This window comes from Paenibacillus camelliae, assembly GCF_023715345.1.
GTDB classification, from domain to species: domain Bacteria; phylum Bacillota; class Bacilli; order Paenibacillales; family Paenibacillaceae; genus Pristimantibacillus; species Pristimantibacillus camelliae.
Map to the genome: position 1 here is coordinate 39,315 of NZ_JAMBNY010000009.1, position 15,699 is coordinate 55,013.

At 44.5% G+C, this 15,699-nt stretch carries 14 protein-coding genes and 1 other annotated feature; all 14 genes read right to left on the reverse strand.

Annotated elements, in window-relative coordinates; genetic code table 11:
• Positions 1–67: 67 nt before the first annotated feature.
• Positions 68–1,780 (reverse strand): arginine--tRNA ligase, encoded by a 1,713-nt coding sequence (gene argS / locus M3180_RS14685; protein ID WP_251668784.1) that lies wholly within the window; start codon positions 1,778–1,780, stop codon positions 68–70.
• Between the two features lie 48 nt (positions 1,781–1,828).
• Positions 1,829–2,048: a binding site (T-box leader), on the reverse strand.
• A 124-nt stretch (positions 2,049–2,172) separates the two neighbouring features.
• Entirely contained in the window at positions 2,173–2,826 is a 654-nt protein-coding gene (locus M3180_RS14690; protein WP_251668786.1) for an SGNH/GDSL hydrolase family protein, read from the reverse strand.
• Between the two features lie 192 nt (positions 2,827–3,018).
• Positions 3,019–3,984, reverse strand: a complete 966-nt coding sequence (locus M3180_RS14695; RefSeq protein ID WP_251668788.1) for a 2-hydroxyacid dehydrogenase — start codon at positions 3,982–3,984, stop codon at positions 3,019–3,021.
• 8 nt (positions 3,985–3,992) lie between these two features.
• Entirely contained in the window at positions 3,993–5,138 is a 1,146-nt protein-coding gene (locus M3180_RS14700) for a glycerate kinase (protein ID WP_251668790.1), read from the reverse strand.
• Between the two features lie 59 nt (positions 5,139–5,197).
• Positions 5,198–6,664 (reverse strand): aldehyde dehydrogenase family protein, encoded by a 1,467-nt coding sequence (locus M3180_RS14705; protein ID WP_251668792.1) that lies wholly within the window; start codon positions 6,662–6,664, stop codon positions 5,198–5,200.
• A 19-nt stretch (positions 6,665–6,683) separates the two neighbouring features.
• Positions 6,684–7,847 (reverse strand): iron-containing alcohol dehydrogenase, encoded by a 1,164-nt coding sequence (locus M3180_RS14710; RefSeq protein ID WP_251668794.1) that lies wholly within the window; start codon positions 7,845–7,847, stop codon positions 6,684–6,686.
• 4 nt (positions 7,848–7,851) lie between these two features.
• On the reverse strand, positions 7,852–8,919 hold the full coding sequence (locus tag M3180_RS14715) for an Ldh family oxidoreductase (RefSeq protein WP_251668796.1): 1,068 nt from the start codon (positions 8,917–8,919) through the stop codon (positions 7,852–7,854).
• Complete coding sequence (locus tag M3180_RS14720; RefSeq protein WP_251668798.1) at positions 8,897–9,592, reverse strand: RraA family protein; 696 nt, start codon at positions 9,590–9,592, stop codon at positions 8,897–8,899. Before M3180_RS14720 ends, M3180_RS14715 begins: the two co-directional genes overlap by 23 nt.
• Positions 9,593–9,615: 23 nt before the next feature.
• Positions 9,616–10,500, reverse strand: a complete 885-nt coding sequence (locus M3180_RS14725; protein WP_251668800.1) for a carbohydrate ABC transporter permease — start codon at positions 10,498–10,500, stop codon at positions 9,616–9,618.
• 13 nt (positions 10,501–10,513) lie between these two features.
• Positions 10,514–11,404 carry a carbohydrate ABC transporter permease gene (locus M3180_RS14730; protein WP_251668802.1) on the reverse strand — a complete coding sequence of 297 codons (891 nt, stop codon included), beginning with the start codon at positions 11,402–11,404 and terminating at the stop codon, positions 10,514–10,516.
• Between the two features lie 57 nt (positions 11,405–11,461).
• Entirely contained in the window at positions 11,462–12,832 is a 1,371-nt protein-coding gene (locus M3180_RS14735) for an ABC transporter substrate-binding protein (RefSeq protein WP_251668804.1), read from the reverse strand.
• Between the two features lie 34 nt (positions 12,833–12,866).
• On the reverse strand, positions 12,867–13,736 hold the full coding sequence (locus M3180_RS14740; RefSeq protein WP_251668806.1) for an NAD(P)-dependent oxidoreductase: 870 nt from the start codon (positions 13,734–13,736) through the stop codon (positions 12,867–12,869).
• Between the two features lie 111 nt (positions 13,737–13,847).
• Positions 13,848–14,558, reverse strand: a complete 711-nt coding sequence (locus tag M3180_RS14745) for an RraA family protein (protein ID WP_251668808.1) — start codon at positions 14,556–14,558, stop codon at positions 13,848–13,850.
• A gap of 90 nt (positions 14,559–14,648) precedes the next feature.
• The gene (locus M3180_RS14750) at positions 14,649–15,665 is read right to left on the reverse strand and encodes a LacI family DNA-binding transcriptional regulator (RefSeq protein WP_251668810.1); all 1,017 of its coding nucleotides are present in this window, start codon (positions 15,663–15,665) and stop codon (positions 14,649–14,651) included.
• Between the last annotated feature and the right edge of the window lie 34 nt (positions 15,666–15,699).

Consider the following 15,699-nt stretch of genomic DNA (forward strand, 5'->3'; position numbering starts at 1 on the left):
GCCATTTGTCTTAACCTGATGCTTTTTGACTAAAATAAACGCCTGCCGTCATTACGGCAGGCGCATTCTACATTTCTTCTGGTGCAGCAAGACCGATGAGGTACAATGCATTGCGAAGGGTGATTTGCACAGCCTTCACTAAGGCCAGCCTTGCTTGACGAACCTCATCCTGTGCATTCAGTATCGGATTATGATGATAAAATTGATTGAAGCTTTGAGCAAGATCAATCGCATATCGACTAACGATCGAAGGTTCTAGCTTATGCATAGCCAGTTCAATCTTTTCAGTAAACTGAGCCAATTGCTTGATGACCTGAATCGATGCATCATCAGTTAATGTAGCTAATCCATCATCTGTAGCAACAACTTCTTGACCAAGCTTTTGTGCTGCCTTCTTTATTACGCTGCATGCCCGTGCATGTGCATATTGAACATACGGACCTGTTTCTCCTTCAAAATTAAGGGAGTCCTCCCAGGTGAATACAATATCTTTTATACAGCTTGAGCTTAAGTCATTAAATATGATCGCACCTACCCCCACCTCTTTAGCTACCTTATCTTTATCGTTCAGCGATGGGTTTCTTGCTTCAATAATGTCCTTCGTTTTCGCAATCGCCTGCATAAGGACATCCTCAAGCTTAATGACATTTCCTTTCCTAGTCGATAGACCCATTCCCTCTAAGCTGACGCGACCAAATGCTACATGAAGCAAATCCCTATGCCACTCATAGCCCATTAGCTCAATAACCTTAAACCATTGCTGGAAGTGCAGATTCTGAGCATAGTCCGTTACATAGATCGCTTTTTCAAAGTTGTAAGTTGATTTTCTATAAATCGCCGCTGCAATATCACGTGTATGGTACAGTGAACTACCGTCTTTTTTTAGGATTAGAGCAGGGGGCATATGATAAGCATCTAGTCGCACAAGTGAGGCGCCCTCGTCTTTTTCAAGCAGCTGTTTATGCTCCAGCTCAGATACGACCTGCTCCATCTTATCATTATAAAAGCTTTCACCCGCATAGGAATCAAACTCGACTCCTAGTAGGTCATAGATGCGCTGGAACTCAGTAATGGAAATGTTCACAAATTGGTGCCAGAGCTGCAAAGCCTCCTCATCTCCAGCCTCCATCCTTACAAACCATTGACGTGCTTCATCTTCAAGGGATACTTCTTGCTCAGCCTTTTCGTGGAATTTGACATACAGCTTCAATAGCTCATCTATTCCATGCTCTTCAAGGAGTTCATCATCGCCCCATAGCTTATAAGCAACGATCAGCTTGCCGAACTGAGTTCCCCAATCTCCAAGATGATTAATTCTGATACTGCTGTAGCCTAGAAATGAAAATATACGATGCAACGAATGTCCAATGACCGTTGAGCGCAGATGCGCAATGTGGAACGGTTTTGCAATATTAGGCGAGGAGAAATCAATAACCACTGTTTTACCTTGGCCGATATTGCGTGAGCCGTAGCTGTCAGCTTGGCCGAGGATCTGCTCTATGATTTGCTTAGCCAGTTTGCCTTTATTAAGAAAAATGTTCACATAACCCGCGACCGCCTCTACACGCTCGATCATGTCTGATGAAAGCTGCTCGGTCAATTGCTCAGCGATATGCTGAGGAGATTTCCGATACAGCTTGCTTAGCTTAAAGCACGGCAAGCATATATCGCCCATTGCCGCATGCTGAGGGTAGTCGAGTAATGCCGTAATTTCCTCTTCCCCCACTTGATCTAATAATGCTGATATGTACCTTGCGATCATCCGTTTATACATTTCCATAGGTCGATGCTCCTTTTTATTTAAAATAGCGAAGGCTCTCGTCTCATTTTTTGAGACGAGAGCCTTTAGTTCCCGTGGTACCACTCAATATACGAATCAAAATGATTCGCCACTCTATTTGATAACGGTCCTTGACCGAATTTGCCTACTCAACTGTTCAGCAAATTATCTCCTGGGTGCGCTTCCTTGCAGTCTATTGTACTGGCTCCCACCTACCCAGCTCGCTTGAACCGTTCGACTGAAGTACTATCCCATTCATCGATATTTGATTTATTGTTTTTTACTATTTTACTCATAATTTGAAATATTGCAAACAAATAATAAGCAGCACCTACCGTGACGAGACAGGTGCTGCTTAGTGACACTATCTTATGTAAAATGCTGCAATGTTATTAACGCTTCCACTCAAAGCCAATGTTATCCAAGAAGGCGCGAGCAAGCACCATATGTCCAGCTGCAGTTGGATGAACACGATCCCAAGCTAATGTCGCGGAGTACAGCTCTTCCAGTACTACGTTAAACGCAGCTTGTGTATCAATAAAGATCACATCATTTTCTTCAGCGATCTTCCGTACAATCGAGCCATACTGATCCATCATAGCTCGCATGCCGTCCTGCTCATTGCTCTCAAGATAAAATGGTGTCATAAGGACAAGCCCTTTAACGGTAGGCTTCGTCTCACTTACTAATTTACGAAGTGTCGTTTCATACTCATCTGCATACACATGCCACTCTTTAATGAACGGAGTATCGAATTGGCGCCATACGTCGTTAATGCCGATCATAATAGCTAACCAGTCTGGCTGGTGATTCAGCACATCCTCTTGCCATCTTCCGTTCAAATCCCGAACGGTATTGCCGCCCAAGCCTTTATTCACAACACGTATGCCTAATTCCGGATAGACAGCCTGCAGCAGCGCGTCAACGAGTGAGACATAGCCTTTGCCTAATGCGCCAAACAGACCTTCGCCCTCTGGTCGTTTCCGTTCACAGTCTGTTATCGAATCCCCGATAAACAATAACTTATCGCCTTTGTTTAATAACATCGCATTCGTCTCCTTTGAACAATTAAAGTATAAAGCAGAGAAATTAGTTTCACACTTCATTTTACAGGAATGGAGATGAATCTAGCTACCGTATTTTCATTAGATGTTGACATTGAATAGTATTCAACCATAAAGAACCCCAATTATTAGACTTATCTGTCTAATAATTGGGAGCGAAATTCAATTGTTCTTTCATAGAGTAATTGTATGCTCAGCTTTTTCACCATGTAGCACCTTGATTAGCTGCTGTGCGGCAACAATGGCCATTTTCGTTCTTGTTTGTATCGACGCACTGCCAATATGAGGTAAAGCCACAACATTAGGCAATGACAGAAGTGGATGGTCTACAGGCACTGGTTCTTGTTCAAATACATCAAGTCCAGCCCCCCAAATCCCACCTTGACTCAACACTTCATACAATGCAGCCTCATCAACTATTCCGCCACGTGCTGTATTGATTAAAATTGCGCTTTTTTTCATCAGTTTTAGCTCATCCATTCCAATCATATGCTTCGTTTCTGGAGTCAGCGGCGTCATAATACAGACGAAATCGGATGTAGCTAGTAATGTATGTAGATCAGTGTAAGTCATACGATACTGATGCTCCAGCTCTGGCTTTCTCGTTCGATTATAATATTGAATGTTCATCTGAAAGCCCTGTGCTCTTTTAACCAAAGCCTCACCAATACGTCCCATCCCTATTATACCGATCGTTGCTCCAAATATATCTTGGCCAGTTAGCAGCATAGGTGACCAAGTTTTCCATTGCCCAGCCATAACAAGCTGCTGTGATTCAACAATTCTTCTTGCTGTCGCCATCAATAGAGCAAACGTTAAATCAGCTGTCGTTTCGGTTAATACCCCAGGAGTATTGGTCACAGTAATGCCTTTTTTATTGGCTGCGTTAATATCAATATTGTTATAGCCAACGGCCATATTGCTAATGACCTTTAGACGAGTTGTTTGCTGGAGCAGCGTAGCGTCGATCGTATCCGTGAGCATGGAATAGAGCCCATCCACTTGACGGATATGCGCTTCAAGTATGTCTCTTGGAACTGGCACATCCTCATTCTCCCACATTAGCACGTCAGTATGCTCTAATAGCAGCTGGAGAGCCTGATCGGGTATCTTCCTCGTTACATAAATTTGTGGCTTCATTAGCACCCTCATCCTTTCATAGCGTTCGAATGCATAAAGGTACGAATGATTTGTTGAATTTGCCAGCGCAACAGTTCTTCACTATGATTAACGGCATCCTCCAGAGTGCATGGCTGCCGTACAATAGAAAATGCAGATAGCAAACCGAGCTGCTTCAGCTCCTCCATCGTGAGCTGAATGCTGCCACAGAGCGCAATAACAGGCTTATTATACTTTTGAGCTCGTTCACTTACCCCTGCAATCACCTTACCGCCCAGCGTTTGCTGATCCAGTTTGCCCTCTCCCGTAATAATGAGGTCTGCATCACGAAAGGCGTTATCTGCTTGCAAGGCTTCTAATACAAATTCGATCCCTTTTTTTCGCTGCGCCTTCAAAACTGCAAGCATGGTAGCCCCAAGACCACCTGCTGCTCCTGTCCCTGCTTGCTGCGCAAGCTGCTCGTAGCGATATTTACTAGTCAGTAGCTTTCCAAAGCTTTGCAGCCACCGATCAAGCTGTTCGACCATTGCAGTATCTGCGCCTTTCTGTGGGCCAAAGATATAACTTGCTCCTTGAGGACCGCACAGTATATGGTCGACGTCACTTACCATGAAGAAAGTTGTCTCATCTAATAAGGGATGACGCTTACTATCATCAATTGTAGCTGCTTGTTGCAGCGATGTTACAAGTGCAGGCAGTCGTTCACCCTGCTCCGAGCGCAAATAGATGCCTAGCGCCTCCAGCATACCAACTCCACCATCGTTAGTAGCACTGCCGCCTAGTCCTACGTAGATGTTTCGATATCCACTTTCCATAGCATGAACAATCATCTCTCCTGTACCTCTTGTAGAGGCCTGCAACGGATTACGCTCATGAACTTCTAGTAATGGCAATCCAGATGCTTGAGCCATCTCGATAAATACCGATTGTTCATCGATCTCACCGTAGGACGCTTCGATCGTTCTGCCTAATGGATCGGATACGCTGCACGTTAGCTTCCGGCCTTTTGTTGAATGAAGCAGTACATCTAGCGTTCCATCACCTCCATCTGCTAATGGGAGCTTGATGCAATTCACTTGTGGATGATCCAGCTTAATTTCTGACTCAATCATTTCGCAAATGTCCATTGCGGACAATGACCCCTTAAAGGAGTCCGGAGCAATAACAATATTCATATAATCACCACCAAAGCACCAAGCGAGCAATCTCATTACTCGACGGATCTAATGTATATCTAATATTCAATGTACGTTACTTTTGGCTCCGTGTAAAACTGTTGATTGGTTGAACCTATAGAAAAAGCGCCAAAGCCTGACTGCTTCACACCGCCAAATGGCAGATGATGTGCGCTTGATGTACCATGATTAATATGAATCATCCCAGATTGAATCGCGTTAGAAACAGCGAAGGCTTCTTGGAGAATCGTCGAGAATATGGATGTCGCCAAGCCGTATTTCGTTGCATTCGCCACCTCGATCGCCTCTTCTACTGAGTCTACCTCTTGAATCGTTAATACGGGACCAAATACTTCTTCAGTGGCAATCTTCATCTGACTTTGTACATGATCGAAAATGGTTGGCTCAAGGTAGTTCCCTTTGTCATACAGCCCACCTGTCATCCGTCCACCACCTGTTAACAATCTTGCCCCTTCATCTAGAGCGCCCTTAATATGTGTGCAAACAGACTTCATATGCTGAGCATTGATAAGCGGCCCCATTTGTGAACTTTCTTTCCACGCCGGACCAATATTAAGCTTCTGAGCTTCTTCTACGATTGCACTAGTTAGCTCCTGCTTTATAGATGATCGCACAATCACTCTGCTGATTGCTGTACAGCGCTGTCCCGTACAACCGAAGGCAGCGCTGACAATTTGCTTAGCAATCTTGGCTACATGATCAGCAGATAACACAATGGCTGCATTCTTCCCACCTAATTCTAACTGTGTTTTCGCGAGTCGAGCTGCCGCGACTTGCTGAATGTTCATTCCTTGATCAGTAGATCCTGTAAAGCTTATTCCTCTAACCTTAGGATGAGCTACTAAAGCTTTACCAATTATTCGACCGCTGCCTACGATCATATTAATCGCGCCGCTGGGAACATTTGCTTCAGCAAATAGCTCCATCAGTTTAGCAGCAGCAAATGGAGTATACGAAGCAGGCTTAAATACGACCGAGCAGCCATATATAAATGCAGGTACAATTTTTCTTACAGGTGTCACAACTGGAAAATTCCAAGGCGCAATCGCAGCAACCACGCCTATCGGGACTTGTTGAACATAATTGTGCATTCCAGCCCGTTCCGCAGGGACATGCAAGCCCTGCACACGAAGTGCCTCGGTAGCAACAAATATCGCTTCATTTCTCGCTCGGTCCACTTCTCCTAACGCCTCAGACAGCACCTTTCCTTGCTCCGCCGCGATTCGATAAGCAAGCTCCTGACGATCTCTTAACAGAAGCTCAGCAAATCGCAGCATGATATGTGATCGATCTGTCATGGAGAGCTGGGCAATGCGAGATAAACCTCGTTCTGCTGCATCGACAGCTTCGTTAACTTCCTGCTCCGAGCTGTCTGGAAAATAACCTAGCAATTGCTCCGCATTGGCAGCATTGTAGATCGGTGTATACGAGGTACGACTCTCTACAAATGCTCCATCAATAAAGTTATGGTATGTTCCACCTTGGTTTTGTAGCCATTCCAGCATGCGGTTCCCCCCTCCTTGGTTACACCATTAATTGTCGGCAGATCGCTTTTAAATCCTCGACAGTTGCTCCTCGCGGATTTACTAGTACATTCCCAGAGGTCATCGCTGCATCCGCTATAAGTGTCAAGTGCTCCTCGCGTACGCCATAATCTGTCAGTGTCTGTGTAATCCCCACATCCACCTTCAGCCGTCTAATCGCATCTACCGATTTCATAGCTGCCTCACGCTGTGACAACCCCTCCGTTCGCTCACCAAAGATGGCTGCTATTTCAGCGTATTTAGGCAGATTGCCAATAAGGTTAAACTCCATAACCTCAGGCAGCAGCATCGCATTGACTGTACCATGAGGGATATGAAAGTGAGCGCCTAGCGGCAATGCTAATGCATGAGACAAGCCTAAGCGAGTGGAGTTAAATGCCATTGCTGCAAGCAAGCTTGCATATAGCATATCGGCTCGAGCCTCAATATGATCGCCCTGAGCGACTGCAGTACGCAAGCTTTTAGCAATGAGCTTCATCGCATGAATCGCGAGAGCTTCTGAGATCGGATGAGTTGCCTTATTGACATAGGATTCGAGCGCATGTGTGAGCGCGTCCATTCCTGTAGCTGCCGTAACACTGGCAGGAAGTGAATGTGTAAGCTCTGGATCGAGCAATGCGATGGCAGGGCAATTATACGTACTTCCTACACTTAGCTTGACTTTATGCTCTCGATCGGACAATACCGACCATATCGTGACCTCACTGCCTGTTCCCGCAGTCGTAGGAATAGCGATAACTGGAGCGCCTTGGTTAGGAACTTTATTGATGCCCACATAATCACGAATATGGCCTGAATTTGCTAGCATAATGCCTATCGCCTTAGAGATATCGAGCGCACTTCCTCCGCCGATCCCAATCACTAGATTGCAGCCTTCCTGCCTAGCGAGTGCAAGTCCGCCATCCACGGAAGTTAGATCAGGATCTGCTTTAATATCTGTAAATAATACATAGGGCAGCCTTGCTTGATCCAACAACTGACTCACTTGGTCTACAACGCCTGCCCGCTGCACGCCAGGATCACTAACAATGAGTACCTTTGAACCTTGCAATTGCTCTATCAAGCTCGGTAGCTTGCGAATGCTGCCAATCCCATATTCTATCCTTGTTGGAATCTCATAGGTTACCTGTTGTCTTAGCTTCATCACTTCATCCTCCTGCCTGAGCTTCTTCAAAGTGAATACCATAGCTCGTACCAATCTCACTTAATTCCTTTACTAAGGAATCTGATAAAACAATGCCTTCCTTCATCCTCTTCTGCTTCCGATAGAATTCAAGCTCTCCGGGAATGTAAATCTCTGAAACGCCTGGTGCTTTAGGCTCCCCTTTTATATCTTGAATGTATTGGTCCATTCGATCCTTGAATTGCTCAATTGGCATGAACCGATCAATATCGATCGCAATAAACATATGACCTACGTTTTGAGGTACATTCCAGTTCTCATACATGTTATTGACGGTTTTCCCAAAACCGGCTCCTGTCATCACCCCGCTAAAAATGTCTATGAACATAGAAATGCCATAGCCTTTTGGCCCGCCAAGCGGCAATACAGCCCCATCCAGTGCGGCGAACGGATCGGTCGTAGGATTTCCTTCTTTATCAACTGCCCACCCCTCAGGAATAGCTTCATTTTTTTGTGCTGCAACAATAATTTTCCCTCGTGCAACAACACTAGTCGCCATATCTAGCAAATAAGGCGGATCATGCTTCGTTGGTACACCGACAGCAATAGGATTCGTGCCTATAAATGGTCTGATTCCTCCAGTTGGAGGCATCGTTTGGGAAGCATTCGACATGACGATTAAGGCGAGATTTTCAGCTGTAGCTTGCTGAACATAAAATGCGCCAGTACCAAAATGATTGGAGTGCTTCACCCCAATTAAACTGATGCCATGCTTCTTAGCCCTCTCTACGCTTAGCTCCAAGGCCCGTTGTCCAATGACCGCACCGAAATGATTGCTCCCGTCCAGTAAGCACATATGGCCAAGATCCATGTCCAGCTTCATCTCCGCATGAGGATTGATCATCGCTTTTTCAACACGCTTTAGATAAATTGGCATACGTACAACACCATGTGAATCTACACCTCGTAGATCTGCCTCGACTAATGAGCCTGCAATAATATCAGCATCTTGTTTGGATATGCCTGCTCGAATAAACAGCTCGCTGCAAAACTGAAGCAGCATCCTCCAATTATACGTTCGGGGTGTAACCACAATAATCACATCCCTTTTGCTTCAATGTTTGATCGATCCAGCTACGATCAATGGTACCTTCCTCAATCGCCTGCATAATTTCCGCTTCCTTCATCTGTTGTGCCTTGACGAGCTGCAGGACATGATCAATCTCATCAAACGGGACAACGACGACACCGTCTTCATCACCAACGATTAAATCTCCAGGGTGCACGATAGCCCCTCCTACACTAATCGGAGTATTTATCTCACCAGGCCCATCCTTGTATGGACCTCTATGGGTAACGCCTCTAGCATAAACAGGGAACGTATCCTCTCGGAACGCCATAACATCACGTATGCTGCCATCAATTACAAATCCACTGAGGCCTTTTTTCTTCGCAAGACGCAGCATAATCTCTCCTGCTATAGCATTGGTCATATCTCCTGCTGCATCCACGACGATGACATCACCTTGCTTAGCCATGTCGATCGCCTTATGAACCATCAAATTATCACCGGGACGTGTTCGTACAGTAATCGCTGGGCCGACAAGCTTCCCTTGTTTATGGTAAGGCTGAAGATAAGCGTTCATCGCAAACATACGGTTCAAATTATCACTGATATGAGGTGTAACCACCGTTTTATATTCATTGATCAGATGCTGTGACGGTCGTCTTTTTAAAGGCAATACTCGAAATCCAAGATTCGTCAAGGCTCTACCTCCTAATCTCTCTCTTATCCTTTTAGTCCTCCCGTAGCGATTCCTTCGATCAAGTAGCGTTGAAAAAATATGAAAATAGCAAACAGCGGCACAAGTGATAATATGGACATCGCAAAAAGTGCGCCCCAAGAGTTTTGACCCATAGCATCTAAAAACATGCGTAATCCAAGTGCCACAGTGTACAGGTTAATTTCACTAATATAGAGCAGCTGGCCGAAGAAATCATTCCACGTCCAGATAAAGGTAAAGATCGTTGTCGTTACTAAAGCTGGCAGTGCTAATGGCATGATGAGATAGATGTATAGCTTAAACGGTCCGCAGCCATCGATTTTGACAGCTTCATCGAGCTCTCCAGGAATCGAGCGTATAAATTGAACAATTAAAAAGATAAAGAAGCTCTCTACAGCTAGAAACTTAGGCAGGATTAACGGTACATAGGTGTTCACCAGCTCTAAAGAATTGAAAATAATATATTGCGGTATGATCGTGACGTGGAAGGGCAGCATCATTGTGATCAGCATAATGGCAAACCACATTTTGCGAAGAGCAAACTTCAAGCGTGCAAATGCAAATGCCGCCATGGAGCAGGCGATGACATTTCCGATAATACACATCGCGACTATAAAAAAGCTGTTCGCAAAAAACTTGCCAAACGTGACGCCGGACAAACCACTCCAGCCCTGCTTATAGTTGTCTAATGTGAAGGTTTGAGGGAAGAAGGAATTGCTTTGAAATATTTCAGTATTAGGCTTGAATGAGGAGCTAAACAGCCAAAGCAATGGATAAAGCATACCTAATCCTATGGTCACAATAAGTACATGCTTTAGTAGCTTTTTGGAGAGCTTGCTGATGGAAGTGCTTGAATATGTTCTTACTTCGTATACGGTGTCTTTTTTCATAGAATCACCTCGTCTACTCTTGATAATAGACCCATTTCTTCGAGGTTATAAATAAGATTGCCGTCGCACAGGCGATGAACAGCAGCAGAAACCAAGCCATCGCAGATGCATAGCCCATTTGAAAATGAGTGAAGCCCTTTTGATATAAATATAACGTATAGAATAAAGTTGAATTAAGTGGCCCACCACTTCCGCCGCTAATAATATAGGCTGACGTAAATGCTTGAAATGCGCCGATGATCTGCATAACAAGATTAAAGAATACGACTGGAGTAATTAGTGGCAGCGTCACCCTACTAAACTGCTTCCACTTCGAAGCTCCATCAATTTTAGACGCCTCGTACAATTCTATCGGAACTTGCTTTAAGCCCGCGAGAAAGATAACCATCGGTGAGCCAAATTGCCAAATCATAAGCACAATAAGCGTATAAAGCGCAGTATCTGGCGAAGCAATCCAGTTTTTCGTCTCAAAACCGAGCGTAGTTAAAAAGCTGTTAACGAGACCCTTGCTGCCAAATAGCTGACGCCATAGCAAGGCGATCGCTACGCTGCCGCCAAATAAAGAAGGAACATAGTAGATTGCACGATAAAACTTCAACCCACTGATTCCGCGATTTAGAAATAACGCGATGGCAAGTGCGAAGATTAGCTGTAAAGGAACACCTAAAAACACATACATTGATGTCACACGAAGCGAGTCACGCCACTTTGCATCTTGAAACATCGTTGCATAGTTATCCAAGCCAATAAATTTAGGAGGGGTAAACATATCGTAGCTCGTAAAGGACAGGTATAAGGAAGCAAGCATGGGAATAGCACTTAAAGTCAGAACACCGATTAACCATGGGCTTAAAAACAAATAGCCTACCCAATTGTTCCTCCAGGCTTGTTTTAATTTGTTCATTCTGTTTCCTCCTTTAAGGGATAGCTGTATGCTGCTATCCCTTAGGATGAGTGTCGTCTATCGTTGAAGAATGGCTTGTGCTTCAGTCATAAATGCTTTTGCCGCTTCTTCTACCGACATTTGCCCAAATGCAATTTTACTAGCCTGATCACTGAACAGCTGCTGAATCTCTGCTGCGCCTAGTGGAGCATAAACCGCATCAGTCGCATATGGCAGCACTTCCTGAATGAAATCAACTGCACGCTGCTGAGCAGGTTCAAGCAGTGGTTTAACAAATTCACTCATCGTTGTTGAAGCAGGTGAGCCCTGCTCTACTTTAAACAACTCAAGCGAACGCTCTGAATTAATGAAGAAATCTATAAACAGCGCTGCTTCCTCAGGGTGCTTAGACTTTTCAGTAATACTTAAGTATGCGCCTTCAATATATTCACCATTTTGACCACCAGCAAGTGTTGGCATCCTTACCATCCGAATTTCACCCTCGGAAAACTGCTGCTGGTACAAATAAATCTGATTCGCAGGGATTTGAGTGATCGCTACTAGTCCTGTAACGAACATGTTTTGCTCGAGTGGAGCATTTTCATATTCTGTACCAGTTGCAGCATCTGGAATCGCACCCTTTTTACGCAGCTCATCCCACATGCTCCACCATTTAACGAGTGTTTCCTCGGTAAAGCCAATCTGTCCATCTGCTGTATACAGATCCTGACCATGCTGCCTTGTAAAGTAGCGGAAATTCGGCTGTGGTTGGCCACCACTTCCATCTACTGAGCCCCAAAGGCTACCGCCTGATTTCTCATAGATCTCCGTTACCTTTGCAGCATAGTCCTCCCATGTCCAGTTCATATCAGGGTAATCAATACCAAGCTCATCAAAAACGGCAGTATTGTAGGCCCAGCCTGGCATCGTTACCCCTTTTGGAACCATATACAGCGTGTCATTGATACGTCCGCTATTAATGGCAGACTCGGGGAAATTCGTTAGATCCAAGCTTCCGCTATCTACGACTTGTGATAAATCGAGCAGCGCGCCTCTTCGCGCATAATCAGAAACATAGAATTGATGCATACTCACTACATCAGGTGCATTGCCTCCGGCAACTTGGGTTGTTAACCGATCCCAGTAATCTCCCCAGCCACCGAATTCTCGTTTAACCTTAATATGGGGGTATTCTTCCTCAAAACGATCGACGATTGCATTATAGAGCTCATTGCGCGTCGTATCGCCCCACCAAGTAAACCGAATTTCGACTTCATCTTTTTTATCGTTTTGTTCATTTTGTTGATTAGGATCATTTTGATTTGTAGCTTTTGGGGTACTGGTTGTATTGGCTGCATCGTTTGGAGTATTGGAACTACAAGCGGCTACTGTAACAAGCATGATGATGCTTAGCGCATAAAGCATTAGCGATTTCATCATTTTTGACATCCTGTTTCCTCCCTTGATCAACATATACGATGCCTCAGGTACCTCTTTCTGATAGATAATGGGATATCGCAGCAAAATCTAAATTTCCGTATGTTGATTCTGCCTGTTGATATAACGCTAGCGCGAAGTTCGAAAGCGGCAAATCCAGTGCTTTTCCTTCACCTACTGCAATTTGAATATCCTTTCGCATAAGAGATAATTTGAAGCCCGGCATATAGTTTTCTTCGAGCAGTGCTTCCAGTTTGTTTTCAAGCATCCACGATGCCCCTGAACTGCTCATAATGACTTCTCTCAAAATATGCGGCTCAATATCCAACTGCTCGGCTAGCACTGTAGCCTCTGATACAGCGAGCATGTGTACTGCTGCCATCATCTGATTAATTGCCTTGATCCCTTTACCTGCACCGATGGAGCCTACGTAATGAATCGTTGCGGCAAAGCAGGACAACAAGGATTGACAATGGTCAAGCGTACTCGGATCACCAGCTGCCATTACGGTTAGCTTACCTTTCTCAGCACCCACTGTTCCCCCACTTACCGGTGCATCCAGCACCTGTATACCGGAAGCTAAGTAAGCTTCAGCAATTCGTTTCATTACCGATGGAGAACCCGAAGTCATTTCAATTAAGGTAGTTCCTGGTGTTAACGATTGAATAAAGGATGGAGCTAGTAGTACCTCCTCCATCTCTTTATCCGTAGGCAGTATCGTCACAATGAATGTGCTATGTTTAGCGACTTCCTCAGCAGAAGAATGCTCTGTAGCGCCTAAAGCGACAAGCGCATCAACAGGAGAACGGCTTCTATTGCACGTAATATGCAACGGGTAGCCATTCTGAATTAGATGCTTTGCCATAGGCAGCCCCATAGCGCCTAGACCAAGAAACCCAACAGATGGTTTAGTCATTCTTCTAACTCCTTTGTCGTTATGTTATTTCTAAATTGTGGAAAAACAAATCTTGTGCTACACTAAAGAGGATTCCGATCATACTCCAGTAAGGACCAGTTACTGGAGTTTTTATAATACCGTTTCATCGAGCTCCCAACCGAGCTTTTCATATAGTCTTTTTCTTCCTGCTTTATCTCCGTTAAGCTCTTGATGTGCGTACTTAGCAACGTCGAAGGCAAGTTTTCTTGGTACCACGATTACCCCATCACCATCAGCAACGACAACATCGCCTGGATAGATCGCTACGCCACCAATTGCAACTGGAGTATCTTTTTCGTAGAAACGAATACGTGCTTGATCCATCCCTTGAGAGATAAATTTAGACCAAACTGGAATCCCTTGCATAATAACCTCATCCGTATCACGAATTCCGCCGCCATTCGTCAGGTATCCTCTTGCCCCTTTTAATTTAAAATCAAGCGTATTGTTGGAGCCAAGAATCCCGACATCTACACCAGCAACATCCATGACGATAAAATCTCCTTCTTCAATATCCTGTCCCCACGGATCATTGCATACCTCTTTGTAGTACCATTTCACCCACTTCGTATATTCATCGCCCGTTAGCTTCGGCGCTGGACCTTCATATGGCAAATAACGTGCAGTACGTGCAATCCCAACAACACGGGTACGAAACAAAGGCTTAATGTCATGATGAACGGTACCATAGCCATGCATCCCGACCCAGTCCATTCCGTCACGTACATCTGTCACGCGAAGATCCTTATACAGCTCTAACAATTGTTCACGTTCCGTCATTGCTTGTTTTTGTTCACTCATTACTAACCCTCTCCTCATGTCATAATTTTATTTATTGCTCGCCTGCTTGGAGTCTCAATCCATTACAGAGGAACATCACCCCTTTCAAGTCTAATCCTGCGGTATTGCTCCACATGAAGCTCTTATAATTAATTCAGGTACAAGCACATTCATTTGCGGTTCTAGCATTTCTTTCGTCTCTATTTGATCAATTAAGCACTGCGCTGCTTGCTGACCCATCACATAACCTGGCTGCTTAATCGTTGTTAACGGTGGATCGATGTATTTCGACCAAATCGTTTCATCGTAGCTCACAATCGCAATTTCATGTGGAATTTGTTTCCCCATATCCTTCAATGCTCCGATAACCTCCAACGTCACCGTTGTGTTAGTCGAAAAGATGGCATCCACATCAGAATTTCTTTTGATCCATCGTTTAATCGGTTCGATTTGCGGCTTGCCTTCCTCCAGCTCTAAAATTTTGCATTGCTCCTCAGCATATCCGTTAGCAAGCATTGCTTTTTTGTAGCCCTCAACACGCTCTTTCCATGTGCTTACGTATGGATTTTGAAAAACTGCGACCGCCACTCCGGTTCTACCATATTTGAGCAAATGGTTGACGGCAATATAAGCTCCCTTTACATTATCCACCACAACACCTGTTGCCATTGGATTGTCGACCCTACGATTAATAATGACAAGCGGATGCTTCTCCTCAATTAACCTGTCATAGATCAGCTGATCCTTGCACGTCGGATGAATAATAATGCCATCTACTCTTCGTGTCTTAAATTCCTTAATGAGCTCTTTTTCTACAAGCTCGTTCTCATTAGAATTAAATATCATCAAATGATATCCCGATGCTCTGCACGTATCCTCTATGCCTTCAAGGACAGTCGACCAAAATGGATTTTTCAAATTCGATAAAATCATACCAATGACATTCGTTTTTGTTGCTTTTAATCCTTGGGCCAATGCGTTAGGACGATACTCAAGCTCTTCAATCGCTCTTAGAACCTTTTGCTTCGTTTCCTCCGTTGTATGTGCATAGTTTCCATTAATAATGCGGGAGACAGTTGTCTTAGAAACCTTCGCTTTTTGAGCTACATCTGCAATGGTGATTTTCATGACGCAACCTCCCAACCTTCTCATTTTAGAAATC